Below are 15,272 nucleotides of genomic sequence, written 5' to 3'. Positions count from 1 at the left end.
TACTATTCTGAATCTTATTCAATAAAACTGACAAAGTCCTAATCAGGGCATAAGTAGCAAACTTTGATAGAAGAGAAGGTTCACTTTGTCAGTTTGGTTGTTGATTAAAATTACTTTAAATCTTCCTAACAAATCTAAAGGATAGTAGTGAAAATCATTTTATGAAGCTTTAGCGAAATAAAAGATTATAGCAGATAGCAGGACACGAGCGATAACGAACTGACGGAGTAAATAGCTTCTAAAATAAAAGCCTTTGAAATTGATACTTCAAAGGCTTTTGTTATTTTATAAATGAAAAAATTTAGATTTTCTTCATTTGTTCTTTCATCATTGCGATCTGCTCTTTCAGCATGCCTTGTTTATCTAATTTCTTAGCTTCATTTAGTAAATTAGTTGCTTCTAATTTTCTTCTGCGTGACATGGCAACTCCCGCAAGGTTTAATTTTGCTACAGCTAAATCCATATCCATAGATAAACCAAGTTCGATTGCTTTTTTGAAATGCTTCTCTGCCTGGTTGATATTAGTTTGAGACAACATGATCCCGTGCAGGTAATTAAAGTATCCCTGCTGTTTTCTTACTAATGCAGTTTCTGGATTTTTGATGTATGCCAGCCATTTTTTAGCACCTTCAAAGTCTTGTTTTCTTAATTTTAGGAAAGCTAAAAGAATAAATTCGTTTTTAAAGTAAAGGAAAACAGGAATTGCAGATAATAATATAAGGAAAATTCCATTTCCGACAGAGTCATCAACAATTTCGTAAATACCAGCAACGACAAGAAGTCCGGCCAGAATAAGTTTGATAATTTTATTAAACATAATAGATGTATATTTGTGATTGCAAATATAGTAAAATGAATTAAAAATATTTTTATTAAAGTACTTGCCAGAAAAAAAAGTCTTTGTATATTTGCACTCGGTTTTTGAATAACGATATTCAAAAAACAAAAGAGATATTTAGATACCATTTAAAGATACAAAGCAATGAGCAAAAGAACATTTCAACCATCGAAAAGAAAAAGAAGAAATAAGCACGGATTTATGGACAGAATGGCTTCTGCGAATGGAAGAAAAGTTCTAGCGCGTAGAAGAGCTAAAGGAAGACATAAATTAACTGTTTCTAGCGAGCCTAGACACAAAAAATAATGTTTGTATAAACATACATAAGGCGATTACTTTTTTAGTATCGCCTTTTTTTATACCTTGTCAGTAAAAAATTTTAACATTCTAGTTTTTAAAGCACTAAGAATGTTTTTGAATACCAAAAATAACTACACAATACATACAAAATGCCTAAAGACACATCAATAAAATCAGTTTTAATAATAGGTTCAGGACCTATAGTTATTGGTCAAGCTTGCGAATTCGACTATGCAGGATCTCAATCTGCACGCTCAATTCGTGAAGAAGGAATTGAAGTTATCTTGATAAACTCAAATCCAGCGACAATTATGACCGACCCAAGTATGGCCGATCATATTTATTTGAAACCACTAACTACAAAATCGATTATTGAAATTCTAAAGGAACACCCACAAATTGATGCTGTTTTACCTACAATGGGTGGACAAACGGCTTTGAACTTGTGCCTTGAAGCTGATGAAAAAGGAATCTGGCAGGATTTCGGAGTAAGGATGATTGGTGTTGATGTAAATGCCATCAATATTACTGAAGACAGAGAACAATTCAAACAATTGCTTCAAAAAATAAATGTTCCTACTGCACCGGCTAAAACAGCTACTTCTTTCCTTGAAGGAAAAGAAATTGCACAGGAATTCGGGTTTCCATTAGTAATTCGTCCTTCATTTACATTAGGAGGAACCGGAGCAGCGTTCGTACATACCAAAGAAGAGTTTGACGAAAAACTAACCTACGGATTAGAAATGTCGCCTATTCATGAAGTTTTGATCGACAAAGCTTTAATAGGCTGGAAAGAATATGAATTGGAATTATTGAGAGATAAAAACGACAATGTTGTAATTATCTGTTCAATTGAAAACATGGATCCAATGGGAATCCACACCGGAGATTCGATTACAGTTGCTCCTGCAATGACTTTATCTGATACAACATTCCAAAAATTACGTGACTATGCCATCTTAATGATGAGAAGCATCGGAAATTTTGCCGGAGGATGTAATGTACAATTTGCAGTTTCACCAGACGAAAAAGAAGATATTGTAGCCATCGAAATTAACCCTCGCGTGTCTCGTTCATCTGCTTTAGCTTCAAAAGCAACTGGTTATCCGATTGCGAAAATTGCGTCTAAACTGGCTTTAGGATATAACTTAGACGAATTGCAAAACCAAATTACAAAATCGACTTCAGCTTTATTCGAGCCGACTTTGGATTATGTAATTGTAAAAATACCACGTTGGAACTTCGATAAATTTGAAGGTGCCGACAGAACTTTAGGACTTCAGATGAAATCTGTTGGTGAAGTTATGGGAATTGGGCGTTCTTTCCAGGAAGCTCTGCATAAGGCAACCCAATCATTAGAAATTAAGAGAAATGGTCTGGGAGCTGACGGAAAAGGATATACCAACTACGAACAAATTATCGAGAAACTGACTTTTGCAAGCTGGGATCGTGTTTTTGTAATTTATGATGCAATCGCAATGGGAATTCCGTTGAGCCGCATTCATGAAATCACAAAGATCGATATGTGGTTCTTAAAGCAATATGAAGAACTTTATACTTTGGAGAAAGAAATTTCGAACTATAAAGTTTCAAATCTTCCTAAAGAGATTTTACTTGAAGCAAAACAAAAAGGTTTTGCCGACAGACAAATAGCACACATGATGAATTGCCTGGAAAGCGAAGTACATACTTTGCGTATGGAGCAAAACATTAACCGTGTATTCAAATTAGTTGATACTTGTGCAGCTGAATTTAAGGCACAAACACCTTATTACTATTCGACTTTTGAAGCCGAAATCGAAAAAGCAAACGGTGAGCGCTATGTAGACAACGAAAGCATTGTAACTGAGAAAAAGAAAATCATCGTTTTAGGTTCCGGACCAAACAGAATCGGACAAGGAATTGAGTTTGATTACTCTTGTGTACACGGTGTACTTGCTGCAAAAGAATGCGGTTACGAAACGATCATGATCAACTGTAATCCTGAAACGGTTTCTACAGATTTTGACACAGCGGATAAATTATACTTTGAGCCTGTTTTCTGGGAGCATATTTACGACATCATTAAGCATGAAAAACCTGAAGGTGTAATTGTACAGTTAGGCGGGCAAACAGCTTTAAAACTAGCTGAAAAATTATCTAAATACGGAGTAAAAATCATCGGAACCAGCTTTGACGCCCTTGATTTAGCAGAAGACAGAGGTCGTTTCTCCGATTTATTAACAGAATTACACATTCCTTTCCCTAAATTTGGAATTGCAGAAACAGCTGATGAGGCTTCTGCCCTTGCAGATACTTTAGACTTTCCATTATTGATTCGTCCTTCATATGTATTAGGTGGTCAGGGAATGAAAATCGTAATCAATAAAAAAGAACTGGAAGAACACGTTATCAACTTATTGAAATCGATTCCTGGTAATAAATTGCTTTTAGACCATTATTTGGCTGGAGCAATCGAAGCGGAAGCTGATGCAATCTGTGATGCTGATGGAAATGTTTACATCATCGGAATTATGGAACATATTGAGCCTTGTGGAGTTCACTCAGGGGATAGTAACGCAACTTTACCTCCTTTCAACTTAGGAGAATTTGTGATGCAGCAAATTAAAGACCATACCGAAAAAATAGCAAGAGCTTTAAAAACAGTAGGCTTAATCAATATTCAATTTGCAATAAAAGACGATACCGTTTATATTATCGAGGCAAATCCAAGAGCATCACGTACTGTTCCGTTTATTGCCAAAGCTTACGGAGAGCCTTATGTAAACTATGCGACTAAAGTAATGTTAGGCGAGAAGAAAGTAACTGATTTTGATTTCAATCCACAATTAAAAGGATACGCAATTAAGCAGCCTGTTTTCTCTTTCAGTAAATTCCAAAACGTAAACAAAGCATTAGGACCTGAAATGAAATCTACAGGAGAAAGCATCTTATTTATTGACGACCTAAAAGATGACCAATTCTACGAATTGTATTCAAGAAGAAAAATGTATTTGAGTAAATAATCTCAGATCCTGATAATAAAAATGCCCCAAATAATATTACTTTTTGGGGCATTTTTTATAATTGGAGCTTTTTAATATACAGTTAAATAGAATTACTCAACATCATATCTGTAATTAAAAGTACCCTCAGTTACTTTTGTTGTAACCGGATTAGAAACACTAATTGGTTCGTCATCATCATCCACGCAATCAAACGAAAATGTTCCTTTTACTCTTTTAGCTTTTAAATCAATTTCCGTAACGGATAATGAACCGGCAACAGGATATTGGCTTTTTCCTTTAGTATTGAATGATATTTCAATTTGTGTCTTAGATGCATCGAACGTGTTTTTTGTTATAGGATATGTTCCAACTTTTAGATCACTTCTTTTAATATAAAGTCTAATCTCGTCCATGAAATTAATTCTTCCCGCCAAAAGAATATATTCTTCTTCGGGGTACATTTCAAATAATGTATTTGTAGCATAATCTGAACCATAAGGATTTTTCATTTCCCATAAAGTTCCATCAACCTTTGCAGTCATTGGGAACTTAGATGTTTTATCATCTGAAGAATCATTATCACTTGAACAGCTGTTTAAAGCCAGAAGTAAAAAAAGGAGTAAGATTTTTGGTGTTTTCATTATTTGATTTTTAAATTTAGCGTCAAATGTAATCAAATAGTTATTAAAATATTTTACTATTTAATGAAAAATATCACTATTAAAAACATAAAAAAAAGCTCCAATAATGAAGCTTTTTAGTTTGATAATTTTGAAATTATTTTTGAATTTCAAGATATTTATTCATTAGTAAAAGACATATTATCTCTGGTATTTTTCTGCACAGAAATAGCTCCAAACAGTGCCAATAAAAAAGCAAAAGCATAGAATCCCTTTTCACTTGGCAAAATAGTCGCATTCCAAAGTCCAACGATCAATAAAACAATAGACAAAAGAGTTCCGAACCAACATATTCCGTAATAGATATCTGTTACTGGAAGATTTTCCAGCCTGTCCCTAACACTTTTTTGCAATGAAACTACAGCGAAAAGTCCGAACATTAAAACGGTAAAGTAATATCCTTTTTCGTTTAACAGCATTTCAGCTCTTGCAAGTCCAACTATAAATCCAACTGTTCCAGCTCCAAGAGCTACCCATGATGCCGCTACAAAGGCATTCGATGTTTTTTGTATCATATTTATTATTTTGGTAAGTCACAAATATAATCAAGTAGCTCCGTTTTTAGAATAAAAAAGTACAAGTATTATTCAGCATAATCTTTCAAATACACAAAAAGCCCCAAATTGGAGCTTTCTGCATTTAATTTATGAAAACATAACTATTTAACTAATTGCTGTAAAGGCTTAAGTTGTTCCATATCAATTTTTGATTCTTTTAAAACAGTCATCAAAGTCATAATGTTATTCGGATTCATGTTTTTCCCTAAAACCCTTACCACTGCAAAACCATTTTCTTTTCTGTTTGCAAAAATTACAAATTCTTCTATGTCATCATCAGTGCCGACAAAACTTACTGAAGCCCCATCTTTACCGGAACCAACCTTCATCAATTCCTGATATTTAGGATTTTTTAAAATTGCTTTTATTTTAGTTCTTTCTGTTTCAAATTGTGCTTGATTTTTATCATTTGCCTTGAAAGCCAGAATGTTCATTTTATCAAAAGAATGCAACGCTTCGGATTGTTCTGCAGATAATTTTGCCTTATCTACATTTAAAATACTGGGTGAAACATCAAGTGAAATAAAATCTTTTTTCTCCGTATTTTCCACAAAATACTTTTGCAGTGAAGGCTCAGAATTGCAACTTACTAAAGTCATCAACACCAAAAGGGCCGAAATAAAAATATTGGTTTTCATTTTATTTTTTAGTTTTTGAAGCTTTTTTCAAATCAGCCCCACCAGGAAGCTGCATTTTATCTGTCAGTACAGATATTTCATTTAAATCAAAGTTCCCGGTTAAAGACAATAAAACTGTATCTTCATTTTTAGCACCATCAATAAACATAAACAATTCTTTTATTTTAGTGTCAGTCGCACCTGATTTAACGTATATTTTCACGTTTTTCCCACTATCATTAATACGCATCAATTCTTCCAAACTGGCAGTTTTAATGTACTTATCAGCAGAGAGCTTCATGTCTGCTTCAATTTTTGGATTTTTTGTAGTAAACACTTTTAAATTATCCAGCTTTTTAATAAGATTCATGTATTGCTGGGTTTCTTTATCAGAAGCATCTACTTTTACCTTACTCATTATGTCAAACATTTTTTTATTGACAATTACCGATGTTACATCATCCTGCCCATCAAATTTATCAAAGGCATTTTGTGCATAAAAAGCATGAGTAAAAAGGGCCAAAATTACTGTTATGATGAAATTTTTCATGTTATATTAAATTAAGTTTATTGTTTAAAAATTTTATTTTTTGATTGCTCGTATTCTTTAATATAGTGTACACTTTCTATACCTACATTCACATTGTTTGATAATAAAGCTAAAGCTTTTTGCGTTGCAGCAAGAGCCTCTTCAGGATTATCATAAGTCCCTAATTCTGATTTTGCCACAACATTATCTGTACTATTGTCACTCACATAATAAAAGGCCCCAATTCCCAGTAAAATTACAATCGAAGCCGCAATCGATAACCACGCCACTTTTCGTTTTTTAGTTTGTAGTGGAATTTCCTGCGTCATTTTTTGCTCTTTTACCTGAGAGAAATATCCAAAAATTGGCTGATATTGCTTTAAATGCTGCGCAACATTTGGCGAAGAAAAGTATTCTTTTAATTCGTTTTCTTCAGCAATAGAAGTTTCTCCCTGAAAGTATTTTTCTAATATATTTTCTATTTTATTTAATTCCATAACTGTGTGTATTAACCATTGATTCCCGTATTTTTTTTCTTGCTCTGGAAAGTGCTACTCTGATAGCCGTTTCATTCATGTTGACAATTTTTGCAATTTCCTCAAATTCATATTGCTCAACATCGCGTAACTGAATTAATATTTGTAATTGTTCAGGCAATTGACCGATTATCTTCTCTACCCATTCCAGACTGTCAGCATCTTCTATTTTTTTATCTAACTGAGGCTGTCTGTCTGTAAAATTATTGTGCACAATTTTAAGATTATCTGCTCTTTTAGATTTCAATTGATCCAGACAATAATTTTTTGTCATGGTCATAGCCACAGCTTCGATATTATTATAAGCATCTAAATTGTCCTTTTTATTCCATAATTTTACCATTACTTCCTGAGTTGCATCTTCAGCTTCTTCGGTGCTTGTTAATAATCTTTTTGCGAGACGAAAAACTTTGTCTTTAAAAGGATTTATTAATTCTATAAATACAACCTGGTTCATATTTGGTTAGTTATTGGTTTGATCAGTCACATGTAATTTACATATTTTGATTAATGTTTTTTTTGACAGCTTCAAAGCCATATTCATTTTATAAATCAAAAATATTTGGTTAGCTTATATAGTCAAGACGAGTCACTATTATTTTTGTTACAGGTAAGCTTAAAAAATGTTGTAAAAAAAACTGCACATTTATTATAGTTAAAACTAAAGGTACTATTTTTACGTTTATTCTATATTGAAACCCCTATTTTATGAAAAATATACTACGAAGTCTCTTTTACTTTTTTTTAATTGCGTTTAGTTTGCAATCTTGTGATGACAAGGATGATGTCGATAAAGAAACATACAATGCCGCAACAGCTTTAGAAATAAAGGATTTTATCTGGAGAGGCCTGAATGAAGCTTATTTATGGCAAGCTGATGTTCCAAATTTAGCCGATAACCGTTTTGCAAGTCAGGAAGATTTTAATTCTTTTTTAAAAGGATATTCAGAGCCGGAAGATTTATTTGAAGATCTATTAAATAAACCGGAGAGCAAATATCCTAATGATGCTATTGACCGTTTTAGCTGGATTGTAGAGGACTATACCGTTCTTGAACAAGAATTAAGCGGAATTACAAAAAACTCAGGTATTGACTTCAAATTAAGCTATATAGGAGATGGGTCAGACAATTTGGCAGGTTACGTACGTTATATAATCCCTAATTCAGACGCTTCGAAAAAAGATATAAAACGCGGAGATTTATTTACAAAGGTTAACGGCACACAACTTACAGTTTCAAATTATGAAAAACTGCTACTAAAATCAAACAGCTATACTTTGAGTTTGGCTGTAATTAATAACAACACTCTTGTTCTAACTGGAAAATCCGTAAAACTTACTAAAACTACTTTAGAAGAAAATCCAATATTAATCAACAAGATAATATCATCCGGAAGCCATAAAATAGGTTATTTAATGTATAATGGCTTCTATAATGAATATGACAATGCTTTGAATCAGGCTTTCGCTGAATTAAAATCAGGCGGTGTTACAGATCTGGTTTTGGATTTAAGATATAATGGCGGAGGAGTTGTTCATTCATCAACGTTACTGGCAAGTATGATTACAGGTCAGTTTAAAGGCCAAGTATTCTCTCAAAGACAATACAACCCAAAACAAATGGCCCTTATGGATGATGAGGATTTAGAATCATTAAAGGAAAGATTTACAGACAAAACAAATTCAGGAACAGCATTAAACAGTTTAAATTTAAACACAGTATACATTATAACAACAGACAATACAGCTTCTGCCAGCGAATTGGTCATCAATGGATTAAAACCATACGTCAATGTAGTTCAAATTGGAGGAACAACTGTAGGTAAAAATGTTGGATCTAATACCATTTACGATTCACCTTCTTTATTATCGAAAGCACAAATAAATCCTGCTCATAAATATGCGATGCAACCCCTGACTTTTAAAATCACAAATAAGGATAATTTTGGAGATTACACAGGAGGATTAGCCCCCACTTTTGCACTAGAGGAAAAAGTTAGTACTTACGGTATTTTAGGAGATCCATCCGAACCACTACTGAACCTTGCTATATCAAAAATTACAGGTTCAACTGCAAAAAGAATACAAGCTGATAAAGGACTAAATCTCCCTTATTTTACAGATTCAAAATCAATGCGCCGTTTTGGAAAGGAAATGTATATAGAAAACAATACTAAATAGTTTTCAAAATACTAAAACTGCAAAAATAAAATGCCCCAAAAGTCAAATACTATTGGGGCATTTTTTATTTTAAAAGAAATACTTACTACTTTTCAATTTCCCGCATAGAATCCATTTTTTTATGTGCTAAGAAACCGGCTACATCTTCAAAATGTTCTTTTACTCTTTTGTTTCCAAACTCAAACACTTTAGTAGCTAATCCGTCAAGGAAATCACGGTCGTGAGAAACCAGGATTAATGTTCCGTCAAAATCACGCAAAGCATCTTTGATAATATCTTTAGTCTTCATATCAAGGTGATTCGAAGGCTCATCCAGGATCAGCAAATTCACTGGCTCCAACAATAATTTAATCATTGCCAGACGTGTTTTTTCTCCACCAGAAAGTACTTTTACTTTTTTGGTAATATCATCACCCTGAAACATAAATGCTCCCAAAATATTTTTGATCTGCGTTCTGATGTCTCCAACAGCAATACCATCTATAGTTTCAAAAATGGTAGCGTTTTCATCCAATAATGCTGCCTGATTTTGAGCAAAATATCCAATTTGAGAATTGTGTCCAATTTCTACACTTCCGGAATCAACTCCAATTTCTTTCATAATCGCTTTGATCATAGTTGATTTTCCTTCACCATTTTTTCCAACAAAAGCTACTTTCTGACCACGTTCGATTACAATGTTTGCATCTTTAAAGACTACATGATCACCGTAAGATTTAGACATTTCTTTTACTACAACCGGATATTGCCCGGAACGTGCTGCTGGGGGGAATTTCAATCTTAATGCAGAAGTATCTACTTCATCAACCTGAACAATTTCTAATTTTTCAAGCATTTTCACACGAGACTGAACAGCATCTGTTTTAGAGAAAGTTCCTTTAAAACGATCAATAAAAGCACGATTATCTGCAATCATTTTTTGCTGTTCATCATATGCTTTTTGCTGATGGATACGACGGTCTTTTCTTAATTCTAAATAATGAGAATATTTAGCTTTGTAATCGTAAATTCTTCCCATCGTTACTTCAATGGTACGATTGGTTATATTATCAACAAACGCCCTGTCGTGCGAAATTACCACAACTGCTTTTGCCTGATTTAAAAGAAACTCTTCCAGCCATTGAATACTTTCGATATCCATGTGGTTGGTAGGCTCATCTAAAAGAATCAAATCCGGTTTTCTTAATAAAATCTTAGCCAGTTCGATACGCATTCTCCACCCTCCTGAAAATTCTGAAGTCTGACGTGTAAAATCTTCTCTTTCAAATCCTAAACCAACTAATATTTTTTCTACTTCAGCTTCGTAATTAACTTCTTCAATTGCGTAGAATTTTTCGCTTAAATCAGAAACCCTTTCAATTAGTTTCATGTAAGCATCACTTTCATAATCGGTACGAATAGTTAACTGTTCGTTTATTTCATCGATTTCTGCTTTCATGCTAAAAATTTCACCAAAAGCTTTTGATGCTTCTTCCATAACAGTTGCACCGTCTTCTGTTAGTAAGTGCTGAGGAAGATATGCAATAATCGCTTCTTTTGGAGCTGAAATATTTCCGGTAGAAGGCTTGCTTTGCCCTGCAATTATTTTTAGAAGTGTCGATTTTCCCGCACCATTTTTACCCATAAGGGCAATTTTATCATTTTCATTTATAGCAAAAGAAACATCGCTAAAAAGTGTAGTTCCACCAAACTGAACCGAAATATCGTTGACTGTAATCATTTAGACTTTTAGATTTTAGAATGCTTAGATCTCTTAATTCCTAAACATGTATTTTTTGAAGGTGCAAAGATAGATTTTAATTAGATAATGTGCCAATTCTAAATGTGGCAATTTGTCAATTAGATAATTAGATAATTTCCCTAACAAAAAATCTTATTTCAAACAAAAAAAAACCAATACTTACAAAATGCAAATATCGGTTCTCCATAAATTATCTAATTGGCACATTAACTAATTATCACATTAATCCTTTCTCCATTTTTTGGTTTCTTCAAAAACATGTTCTAAGATAGCTGCTTCTGTTTCATCAAACTCAATATTTCTTCTTCCCATTACTAATTTTGCTGTTTCAAAAGCTTTTTTGGTAATATAAGTAGTAAAGCCGGCAGCACCGCCCCATGAAAAACTCGGAACAAAATTTCGGGGAAAACCGCTTCCAAAAATATTAGTGCTCACTCCTACCACTGTTCCGGTATTAAACATCGTATTGATTCCGCATTTACTGTGATCCCCCATCATCAAACCACAAAACTGGAGCCCGGTTTTAGCAAAACCCTCTGTTTCATAACTCCACAATTTTACTTCTTCGTAATTGTTTTTTAGATTGGAATTATTACTGTCAGCACCAATATTACACCATTCACCCAAAACAGAATCTCCTAAAAACCCGTCGTGACCTTTGTTTGAATTCGCAAAAAGAACCGAATTTTTAACCTCTCCTCCTATTCTTGATCCCGGACCAACGGTTGTCGCTCCATAAATCTTTGCATTCAGTTTTACCTGCGCATTTTCGCATAAAGCAAAAGGACCACGAATCACGGTTCCTTCCATAATTTCGGTATTCTTACCTATATATATAGGACCTGTTGAAGCATTAAGAGTTACAAATTCTAATTTTGCTCCTTCTTCAATAAATATATTTTCCGGTGCAATAACATTTACACTTTTCGGAATTGACTGTGATTTTCTATCTTCTGTCAAATAATCAAAATCGGCACGAATGGCAGCATCATTTTTAGAAAAAATATCCCAGGTATGCTCCACTGTCAAACAATCATCGTTGTATTGGAGAATTTCATACGAATCAAAATCAACTTCTTCCTGATTTTCAGTTGCAAAAAAAGCAACAACATCATCGCCTTTAAAGATTGCCTGATTTTCCTTTAAATTAGAAATCATATCTACAAGCGTATCATTTGGTAAATACGCAGCATTTATCATAACATTTTCCTCCATTTCCACCATCGGAAATTTAGCAGACAAATATTCTTCGGTAATAGTAGTAATGGTTGAACCCAAACGCGCTTCCCATTTTTGACGAATCGTCATGATTCCGATTAAAATATCAGCCACGGGCCTGGTAAAAGTAAAAGGTAATAAAGCATTCCGAACGGGACCGTCAAAAAGAATGTAATTCATAAATAATAAATTTGGAACTTGTTAAAATTGTGATTTGGTTATCAGGATCAAAGTTACAAATATTTTATTTGTGTCAATAAACATGTTTTTCTCTGCAGGAAACACAGCACTTCCAATTCAAAATTCAGAACCAAATTTATTTCCTTTGCCGCTCTTTAAACTCGGGTTGTTTAAAATATTGAATCAATTCTAATGAATAAATTACACTTGTAATCTTCCATTTGCCGTCTCTTTTTATAAGATTCAAATATTTACTGCCCCAATTTGTCATTTTATCATCTGCCCAAAAACTATAATCCATTGTTACAGAAGCTACAGTACCGTCTTCGATAATTTTAATATTATCAAACTTATCTTCACTAGATTTATATCTGAACAATCCTCTCATGAATCCTTTGTACGATCCGGAAAAATAATTACTCCCTGCATTTGTCTTTCCTTTTGCTTCAATTTCTTTAGTTTGAGTACGATCTTTATAGCCTGCGCACCAAGTCACATTTCCATCGTTAAACAAATTATAAAACGCAATGGAATCTTTTGTTATGACACTTTTTGAATAATCATCAATTATTGCCAGTATTATATTTTTATTATCGGTTTTTTGCTGTCCATAAAATGGTAAGATTGTTAAAAGTAAAATCAACATTATTTTAAATTTTTCCATTTTTGCTTTATTTAAGGTTATTTTGTGATTTAAAATTTGAAATCTTATTATTGATGATTCTATATTCATATTGTAAGTCCTTCATAGCCGTAAGCATCTGCTTTCATTTCCTCAATTGCGGTATAACTTACCGGATGAACATTCCCTAATATATCCGACAGTTCACCATGCAAAGCTTCTATATATTTTGCCTTGTCGTCTTTTAGATTTGTTGAGTCTGAAATTTTGATCGTCAAAAAGAAACTATTCTTTTTTAATTCAGCTAAAGATTCTGAATTTACAAACCACAGATAATCCGGAATAAAACTTACGATTACTACTGTAACTTCAGGCTTTTTATGCAGAATCTGATTTGTGAGAGTTCTAATAGTTTTTACGAGTTCTTTTGCTAAAGCAGGATTTTCTTTACCGCTGACTTTAAGATGAATTGCTGGCATACTTCAAATTTTTATAGATTATTGAAGTACAAAATTCAGTCTAAACACACACTTATTTATTGATGTATGTTAAGAGTTTAATGCGGCTTAGAGATTCTGGTTTTATTCCTAAATAAGAAGCAATGTGATATTGCGAAATTTCCTGCTCGATTCCGGGGTAGGTTTTACAAAGTAATTCATATCTTTCTGTCGCAGAGTTTTTCAGAAATGAAGTTTCGCGTTTGCATTTTTTAATGAAGAAAACATCAGAAATGTATTTTGCCAATTTTAGAAAATGAACATCTTCCTCAATTAATGTATTAAATTGTTTATGAGTAATGTAAACGATCTGCGTATCAGACAAAGCTTCAATATTGCAATTGGTTTGGCTTTGGGTTAGATAACTTGTGTAAGCCGTTACCAGACTGTTTTGAAGATAAAAATCATTATTAAACTCCTGATTATCATTTTGCACATACGACCTGAGTTTCCCGGAGATAACAAATCCTACAAATTCACAGACAGCACCTTCCTGAATCAGATGTTCTTTTTTCTTTAAGCTCTTTGCCCGGCTTAAACTAATGAACTTTTCCAAATGATGCATTTCCAGCCCCAGTTTATCAATAAAAATATCTTTTAGAAAATCCATTGCATTTGATTAAGATAAATTATTTTTCAAAGATAAAGATTAATTATTTAGTTAAAAATCATCTGCAGTACAGGAATTTAAAAATCAGTGCACAAAAAAAGCCTCCCAAACTGGAAGGCTTTGTATAAAATAAAAACAGCTATTATTTTTTAGCGTGTTTTGCATATTTAGTTTTGAACTTGTCAATACGTCCTGCAGTATCAATAAGTTTAGATTTACCAGTATAAAAAGGGTGAGATGTTCTGGAAATCTCCATTTTTACAACTGGATACTCAACTCCGTCAACTTCAATTGTTTCTTTTGTATCTGCAGTAGATTTAGTAATAAAAACTTCGTCATTTGACATGTCTTTAAACGCAACTAATCTGTAATTTTCTGGGTGGATTCCTTTTTTCATCTTGTTTTTATTTATTGTTTGGAGCATTTTCATTTTGAAGCTTTTTCATGGTTAGAAAAAGGTGTAAACAACCAATACTCTTTTTGTTTAAAAATTTAATTATTTTTGAGTGTGCAAATTTACAATTCTTTTTTAATAATCAAATCTTTAACACACTTTTTTTTAGATAAATTCAAAAAGCTTTTTTATACTGAATATATTGGGAATTGCTATATTTGTGGATTAATTTTAAAACATATAGAAAATATGATTAATGAAGTTATAAAGAAAAACGGGATTACTTATGGTGTAATGATTGGAATTGCATCCACATTAATTACTGCAACAATATATGCGATTGATTTAAATTTATTTACTGCCTGGTGGATGGGACTATTAGGTATAGCCATAAGCCTGACAATCTCTATCATCCTGCTTTCTAAAACAAAGAAAGAATTAAAGGGCGTTTTTCCTTTTAAGGATGCTTTTACTACTTATTTTATAGCAGCAGTAATTGGGATTTTAATTTCTACTTCTTTCAACATTCTATTATTTAATATTATTGATCCTTCTGCAAAAGATACTTTAAGCGAATTAATGATTAAATATACGGTAAACATGATGCAAAAATTTGGATCGCCAGCTTCAGTTATTAATGAAACTATTGAAAAAATGAAGCTAAGTAATCCGTATTCGACTATTGAATTACTAAAAGGATCTGTTTTTGCGATTGTAATCAGCTGCATTTTCGGATTAATTTTCGCTGCATTTTTTAAAAGCAAAACTACACAAGAATAAAAATA

17 protein-coding genes are annotated in these 15,272 nt (G+C 32.8%); 4 read left to right on the top strand and 13 right to left on the bottom strand.

Annotated features, from left to right (window positions below; all coding sequences use genetic code 11):
• Positions 1-301: 301 nt before the first annotated feature.
• On the bottom strand, positions 302-817 hold the full coding sequence (locus DMB68_RS17590) for a DUF2892 domain-containing protein (protein WP_110347936.1): 516 nt from the start codon (positions 815-817) through the stop codon (positions 302-304).
• 165 nt (positions 818-982) lie between these two features.
• Between DMB68_RS17590 and rpmH the strand changes: the two genes are divergently transcribed.
• On the top strand, positions 983-1,144 hold the full coding sequence (gene rpmH, locus DMB68_RS17585) for a 50S ribosomal protein L34 (protein WP_008464848.1): 162 nt from the start codon (positions 983-985) through the stop codon (positions 1,142-1,144).
• Positions 1,145-1,287: 143 nt separating this feature from the next.
• Positions 1,288-4,143 (top strand): carbamoyl-phosphate synthase large subunit, encoded by a 2,856-nt coding sequence (gene carB / locus DMB68_RS17580; RefSeq protein WP_110347935.1) that lies wholly within the window; start codon positions 1,288-1,290, stop codon positions 4,141-4,143.
• A 92-nt stretch (positions 4,144-4,235) separates the two neighbouring features.
• Here the strand turns inward: carB and DMB68_RS17575 are convergent, their stop codons facing one another.
• The 6 genes from DMB68_RS17575 to DMB68_RS17550 all read right to left on the bottom strand — a co-directional run bounded on the left by DMB68_RS17575 (position 4,236) and on the right by DMB68_RS17550 (position 7,501).
• Positions 4,236-4,766 (bottom strand): hypothetical protein, encoded by a 531-nt coding sequence (locus tag DMB68_RS17575; protein WP_110347934.1) that lies wholly within the window; start codon positions 4,764-4,766, stop codon positions 4,236-4,238.
• A gap of 158 nt (positions 4,767-4,924) precedes the next feature.
• Positions 4,925-5,320, bottom strand: coding sequence for an inner membrane protein YiaA (gene yiaA / locus DMB68_RS17570; RefSeq protein ID WP_110347933.1), 396 nt, complete (start codon positions 5,318-5,320; stop codon positions 4,925-4,927).
• 143 nt (positions 5,321-5,463) lie between these two features.
• Complete coding sequence (locus DMB68_RS17565) at positions 5,464-6,000, bottom strand: DUF4252 domain-containing protein (protein ID WP_110347932.1); 537 nt, start codon at positions 5,998-6,000, stop codon at positions 5,464-5,466.
• A 1-nt stretch (position 6,001) separates the two neighbouring features.
• Positions 6,002-6,529 (bottom strand): DUF4252 domain-containing protein, encoded by a 528-nt coding sequence (locus tag DMB68_RS17560; protein WP_110347931.1) that lies wholly within the window; start codon positions 6,527-6,529, stop codon positions 6,002-6,004.
• 17 nt (positions 6,530-6,546) lie between these two features.
• A complete protein-coding gene (locus DMB68_RS17555) occupies positions 6,547-7,005 on the bottom strand; it encodes a hypothetical protein (RefSeq protein WP_110347930.1) in 459 nt (152 codons plus the stop codon).
• Positions 6,992-7,501 (bottom strand): RNA polymerase sigma factor, encoded by a 510-nt coding sequence (locus tag DMB68_RS17550; protein WP_110347929.1) that lies wholly within the window; start codon positions 7,499-7,501, stop codon positions 6,992-6,994. The genes DMB68_RS17555 and DMB68_RS17550 overlap by 14 nt, the downstream gene beginning before the upstream one ends.
• 251 nt (positions 7,502-7,752) lie before the next feature.
• Between DMB68_RS17550 and DMB68_RS17545 the strand changes: the two genes are divergently transcribed.
• A complete protein-coding gene (locus DMB68_RS17545) occupies positions 7,753-9,225 on the top strand; it encodes a S41 family peptidase (RefSeq protein ID WP_110347928.1) in 1,473 nt (490 codons plus the stop codon).
• Positions 9,226-9,310: 85 nt separating this feature from the next.
• On the opposite strand, the gene DMB68_RS17540 is transcribed toward DMB68_RS17545, so the two are convergent.
• The 6 genes from DMB68_RS17540 to DMB68_RS17515 form a co-directional block, all read right to left on the bottom strand.
• On the bottom strand, positions 9,311-10,945 hold the full coding sequence (locus DMB68_RS17540; RefSeq protein WP_110347927.1) for an ABC-F family ATP-binding cassette domain-containing protein: 1,635 nt from the start codon (positions 10,943-10,945) through the stop codon (positions 9,311-9,313).
• A 243-nt stretch (positions 10,946-11,188) separates the two neighbouring features.
• Positions 11,189-12,364 (bottom strand): GlmU family protein, encoded by a 1,176-nt coding sequence (locus tag DMB68_RS17535; RefSeq protein ID WP_110347926.1) that lies wholly within the window; start codon positions 12,362-12,364, stop codon positions 11,189-11,191.
• Positions 12,365-12,500: 136 nt separating this feature from the next.
• Positions 12,501-13,028: a Cif family virulence factor gene (locus DMB68_RS17530; RefSeq protein WP_110347925.1), complete on the bottom strand. Its 528-nt coding sequence runs from the start codon at positions 13,026-13,028 to the stop codon at positions 12,501-12,503.
• A gap of 65 nt (positions 13,029-13,093) precedes the next feature.
• Entirely contained in the window at positions 13,094-13,465 is a 372-nt protein-coding gene (locus tag DMB68_RS17525) for a tautomerase family protein (protein WP_196783708.1), read from the bottom strand.
• A 52-nt stretch (positions 13,466-13,517) separates the two neighbouring features.
• On the bottom strand, positions 13,518-14,093 hold the full coding sequence (locus DMB68_RS17520; protein ID WP_110347924.1) for a Crp/Fnr family transcriptional regulator: 576 nt from the start codon (positions 14,091-14,093) through the stop codon (positions 13,518-13,520).
• 142 nt (positions 14,094-14,235) lie between these two features.
• The gene (locus tag DMB68_RS17515; protein ID WP_008464817.1) at positions 14,236-14,490 is read right to left on the bottom strand and encodes a type B 50S ribosomal protein L31; all 255 of its coding nucleotides are present in this window, start codon (positions 14,488-14,490) and stop codon (positions 14,236-14,238) included.
• Positions 14,491-14,736: 246 nt separating this feature from the next.
• On the opposite strand from DMB68_RS17515, the gene DMB68_RS17510 reads away from it, so the two are divergent.
• A complete protein-coding gene (locus tag DMB68_RS17510) occupies positions 14,737-15,267 on the top strand; it encodes a DUF4199 domain-containing protein (protein WP_110348054.1) in 531 nt (176 codons plus the stop codon).
• Positions 15,268-15,272 lie beyond the last annotated feature (5 nt).

Origin of the sequence: Flavobacterium hydrophilum, from assembly GCF_003202405.1 — a bacterium.
Lineage (GTDB): Bacteria > Bacteroidota > Bacteroidia > Flavobacteriales > Flavobacteriaceae > Flavobacterium > Flavobacterium hydrophilum.
The sequence above is the reverse complement of the archived record's forward strand: the minus strand, read 5'-3'. Positions and strand labels throughout refer to the sequence as shown.

Coding starts and splice junctions, on each gene's coding strand:
- DMB68_RS17590 (WP_110347936.1), bottom strand. CDS start 817: ATGTTTAATAAAATTATCAAACTTATTCTGGCCGGACTTCTTGTCGTT.
- rpmH (WP_008464848.1), top strand. CDS start 983: ATGAGCAAAAGAACATTTCAACCATCGAAAAGAAAAAGAAGAAATAAG.
- carB (WP_110347935.1), top strand. CDS start 1,288: ATGCCTAAAGACACATCAATAAAATCAGTTTTAATAATAGGTTCAGGA.
- DMB68_RS17575 (WP_110347934.1), bottom strand. CDS start 4,766: ATGAAAACACCAAAAATCTTACTCCTTTTTTTACTTCTGGCTTTAAAC.
- yiaA (WP_110347933.1), bottom strand. CDS start 5,320: ATGATACAAAAAACATCGAATGCCTTTGTAGCGGCATCATGGGTAGCT.
- DMB68_RS17565 (WP_110347932.1), bottom strand. CDS start 6,000: ATGAAAACCAATATTTTTATTTCGGCCCTTTTGGTGTTGATGACTTTA.
- DMB68_RS17560 (WP_110347931.1), bottom strand. CDS start 6,529: ATGAAAAATTTCATCATAACAGTAATTTTGGCCCTTTTTACTCATGCT.
- DMB68_RS17555 (WP_110347930.1), bottom strand. CDS start 7,005: ATGGAATTAAATAAAATAGAAAATATATTAGAAAAATACTTTCAGGGA.
- DMB68_RS17550 (WP_110347929.1), bottom strand. CDS start 7,501: ATGAACCAGGTTGTATTTATAGAATTAATAAATCCTTTTAAAGACAAA.
- DMB68_RS17545 (WP_110347928.1), top strand. CDS start 7,753: ATGAAAAATATACTACGAAGTCTCTTTTACTTTTTTTTAATTGCGTTT.
- DMB68_RS17540 (WP_110347927.1), bottom strand. CDS start 10,945: ATGATTACAGTCAACGATATTTCGGTTCAGTTTGGTGGAACTACACTT.
- DMB68_RS17535 (WP_110347926.1), bottom strand. CDS start 12,364: ATGAATTACATTCTTTTTGACGGTCCCGTTCGGAATGCTTTATTACCT.
- DMB68_RS17530 (WP_110347925.1), bottom strand. CDS start 13,028: ATGGAAAAATTTAAAATAATGTTGATTTTACTTTTAACAATCTTACCA.
- DMB68_RS17525 (WP_196783708.1), bottom strand. CDS start 13,465: ATGCCAGCAATTCATCTTAAAGTCAGCGGTAAAGAAAATCCTGCTTTA.
- DMB68_RS17520 (WP_110347924.1), bottom strand. CDS start 14,093: ATGGATTTTCTAAAAGATATTTTTATTGATAAACTGGGGCTGGAAATG.
- DMB68_RS17515 (WP_008464817.1), bottom strand. CDS start 14,490: ATGAAAAAAGGAATCCACCCAGAAAATTACAGATTAGTTGCGTTTAAA.
- DMB68_RS17510 (WP_110348054.1), top strand. CDS start 14,737: ATGATTAATGAAGTTATAAAGAAAAACGGGATTACTTATGGTGTAATG.